The sequence below is a fragment of the Methylocaldum sp. 14B genome (assembly GCF_002005105.1).
Classification (GTDB): Bacteria; Pseudomonadota; Gammaproteobacteria; order Methylococcales; family Methylococcaceae; genus Methylocaldum.
Window position 1 is genome coordinate 1 of sequence record NZ_MSCV01000065.1, and the last position, 3,348, is coordinate 3,348.

Annotated in this window: 7 protein-coding genes; 6 read left to right on the top strand and 1 reads right to left on the bottom strand. The window is 54.7% G+C overall.

What is annotated here, in order from left to right; all coding sequences use genetic code 11:
* Positions 1-162 precede the first annotated feature (162 nt).
* From B2A78_RS25330 to B2A78_RS25930, 6 genes are all read left to right on the top strand, one after another.
* Positions 163-411, top strand: coding sequence for a BrnA antitoxin family protein (locus B2A78_RS25330; RefSeq protein ID WP_077732828.1), 249 nt, complete (start codon positions 163-165; stop codon positions 409-411).
* Between the two features lie 235 nt (positions 412-646).
* Positions 647-883 (top strand): DUF6290 family protein, encoded by a 237-nt coding sequence (locus tag B2A78_RS25335; protein WP_205780907.1) that lies wholly within the window; start codon positions 647-649, stop codon positions 881-883.
* Complete coding sequence (locus B2A78_RS25340; protein WP_077732830.1) at positions 867-1,136, top strand: type II toxin-antitoxin system RelE/ParE family toxin; 270 nt, start codon at positions 867-869, stop codon at positions 1,134-1,136. Before B2A78_RS25335 ends, B2A78_RS25340 begins: the two co-directional genes overlap by 17 nt.
* A 111-nt stretch (positions 1,137-1,247) precedes the next feature.
* On the top strand, positions 1,248-1,469 hold the full coding sequence (locus B2A78_RS25925) for a hypothetical protein (RefSeq protein WP_143735322.1): 222 nt from the start codon (positions 1,248-1,250) through the stop codon (positions 1,467-1,469).
* Between the two features lie 79 nt (positions 1,470-1,548).
* Entirely contained in the window at positions 1,549-1,743 is a 195-nt protein-coding gene (locus tag B2A78_RS25345; protein WP_139841110.1) for a hypothetical protein, read from the top strand.
* Between the two features lie 367 nt (positions 1,744-2,110).
* A complete protein-coding gene (locus B2A78_RS25930) occupies positions 2,111-2,362 on the top strand; it encodes a hypothetical protein (RefSeq protein ID WP_143735323.1) in 252 nt (83 codons plus the stop codon).
* Positions 2,363-2,459: 97 nt separating this feature from the next.
* Here B2A78_RS25930 and B2A78_RS25350 read toward each other — a convergent pair whose 3' ends face one another.
* Positions 2,460-3,305: an aldo/keto reductase gene (locus tag B2A78_RS25350; RefSeq protein WP_077732832.1), complete on the bottom strand. Its 846-nt coding sequence runs from the start codon at positions 3,303-3,305 to the stop codon at positions 2,460-2,462.
* Between the last annotated feature and the right edge of the window lie 43 nt (positions 3,306-3,348).

Genomic DNA, 3,348 nt, shown 5'->3' on the forward strand with positions numbered 1-3,348 from the left:
AAGGGCTTTGTCGGCAAGGGATTGCCGACCTACGTTCTTCCCGCGCGAACACGAATCCGTACACCGGGATCAAAAACGCTCTAGTCGTTGTACATACGCCGCGTGGGGATCGGACGCGCCTTATTTCGGCCCGAAAGGCCAGCCCAAAAGAGTGTGAAGCTTATGCGTGACGAATACGATTTCAGCAAAGGCCGACGCGGCCCGGTAATTCCTTCGCCTGGGAAAACCCGAATCACCATTTTCCTGGACGACGACATCATTGAGGCGTTCCGCACGAAGGCTGAAGCGGAAGGGAAAGGTTATCAAACGCTGATTAACGAGGCGCTACGCGCCGCCATTCAACCGGAGAACGCGCCGATCACCCAAGAAACCCTACGGCGGATTATCCGAGAGGAACTGCATACGGCCTGATTACCCGATGTCTGAGAAGGTGTCAGGGTTCGATGGCGACGAAACCTTGGCTCGACATACCGAATAACGCCGGCGACAAGGTTTCGCGATCCGCGACCAGAACACTCAAAATTCCCGGGCGCCCTTTGAAGGATTGCAACAAAACAGGAACACGCATTGACCAAGAAGTCATGAACTGCTACGAAGTTCATTACGAAGCCGTTCGGTAACGGTCAGCTACCTTCCGACCCATTGAATGAGTAACACCATGATCACCATCGAGCTTTCACCCGAACTCGAGAACCAACTCGACACCGTTGCCAAAGAGCACGGGAAAAGCAAGGAAGAATGGACCCGAGAAGTGATTCTCGAATACCTGCAAGACTTGCACGATCTTAAGGAGGCCGAACAAGTCATGAAGGACATCAAGGAAGGGCGGGAGAAAACAACATCCCTCGAAGAAGTCATGAAAGAACATGGCCTGGAATGTTGAGATACCGGACAAGGTAAAGAAGCAGCTGAAGGAACTGGATGCGCCGATCAGGAAACGAATACTGAAGTTTCTGGATGAACGGATAAGAACAGCCGCAAATCCTAGAGCACTAGGCGAAGCCTTGCACGGCTCGGAACTTGGAAATTTCTGGAAATACCGCATAGGCGATTACCGCCTTATCTGCCATATCGAAGACCAAACCGTCACGGTGACGGTCATCAAAATCGGACATCGACGAGACATTTACCGATAGCAGCAACTATGGCAGTGGCATGTCAACAACGTGTCAACGCCATAGCGACTTTGGGCAAGGGGCAGCTTTGATTGTCGGACTAATGCACCGCGGCTATCACTGTTAGAGGCCTTGACGCAAGCTACCGCACTTTCCGATAAAAAGGGAAAAGATGTCAGGCTTTCGTTGTTTGATAACGTAAATGATAGCGAGGAATCCGGCGTGGTGGAGATCCATGAATATTTCATTACCGATGCCGATGGAAGGGGTAAGACTGTGGTCATCGACATCGAGAAGTATCAAACGATTCCGGAATCGCTTGAGGAGCCGGAGGCGATCCGAGCACACAAATAGCGTCAGTTCTCACATTCCAACACTCCCCCTGGCGCCCCGAAAAGCAGCCGCCAACCTTTTTGCAAGCATGGAGTCAGTCTTGATCACGCGGAAGCGAGCTTACGCGGTTCATGATCTGAACGGCGAACGCGGGCGGGCCGTTCGGAATTTCGATGCCGGCTCGTTCCGCTTCTTTCCTAATTCCGCCGTAGCCGCTCTGTCCACGCTTCACATCATCGAATGGGCACTCATGACGCCCTGCGCGTCCTCGATACTCCAATTCCGAACGCTTTAACTGACTAGTGAAACTCCGTCGTTCGGCTTACGGACTCGGCTGGAGCGAGTGCAATGCTTGCTACCGCGCAGGCCGGCGGACGACGACAAGCTCCACTTCCTACGTTCGGCGGGGGTCAAGTGCGTTAAGGCTTGGTTAATGTCGGGAGGAGTAGAAAGGAGGCGCGGAACGAATTGCATGATCGGCCGTAGAGAAACACGGCGTATCTGGATCAGGCAACTCCGCTTGTCTTTGTAATGGGTTAGGGGAGTTTCGATACAGATGAAAGCATCAGCAAAATATTGGCGGATAGCAATGTTGCTAACATTGATGATGGCACTGGAAGGGTGCTACAGAGTGGTACACCCCCATCAGCACGGCCATGCGTATGGCCACGACTATAGACACCACTACCATGGCGATGGCGGGTATCACAAGGGCAAACACGGGCACGGACACCGCCATCACCACCATGATTAACGGGCTTTACGTATTCCCTGGCTACGTGATCTATGGATGCTATGGGTTTTTCACACTGCCGACGCATACGCCGACCGCCAAGGCACATGTCTTGGCGGTCGGTTTACGGGGTCTGGTCTCGCATTCGGACGTAAAAACGAGCCCGGTAGGGCGGGCGTGAACCATCGCTATCAAAGCTGTCAGGGTTTGGGTATTTGAGTGATGTCCCATGACTGGCATGTTGGTTTCCTCCCCTCGGCCATCAGCTGTCTTTAAAATCAAAGCAAGGTGGTCACCGCATCGCACTCGCCGGTCGTCAGCTCGAAATCGAAGATCGCAAGATCCTCTCGCATGTGGGTTTCCGAGGTTGTGCCGGTCAGAGGAATGATGTCGATCTGGGTCAGATAGCGGAAGAAGATTTGCGAGGGCGTACGCTGGTACTTTGCGGCCAAGGTCTGCAAGGCGGGGTGTGCGATGACCTGGGGATTGGCGGTGAGCGTCCAGAAGCTCTGATAGACGATTTGGTGTTGCCGGCAGAAGGCGCGAATCTCGCGGTCGTAACGGGTCTCGGCATAGAAGCGGTTCTGGATCAGCGCCGGCTTGATGGCCGCCTGCCGATACAACCGCTCGAGCTGTTCGAGCGCATAGCAGTTGCTGATTCCCAATTGCTTCACGGCGCCAGCCTCGAAGATCGCTTCCATCGCCCGCCATACTTCCATCGTGTCTCGCTCGTTCGCTAGAGGGGAATGCAGTACCAGCCCATCGAGATACGGGCTCTGAAGATTTCTCAGTGAGCTCTCGCACGATTGGGCGACTTGCTCGGCCAAGCTCGCCTTCGGATCGTACGGTATTCGGGTGGGATCCTGCCCATTCACGGGCGTGAATTTGGTCTGGAGATAGAGTTCGGCACGGGTCAGCCCCGCCTTCAAACACGCCGCGACGCCGGCACCGACGCCCGGCTCGTCGTAATGCTTCGGCTGGGCGGCGGTATCGATGCCGCGAAATCCCAAGGTGATGGCCTGCTGCACCAGAGCCGCCGTGCGGTCCTTCTTCCATGCCGTCCCGTACAGAATCTTGGGTATCCGCACCCCGTAGGCGGATCTCACGAAGTCGGTGTCTTTCATCGATGGTCTCCGAGCGAGAGGACGTTAACTTTAATTGTTCGAC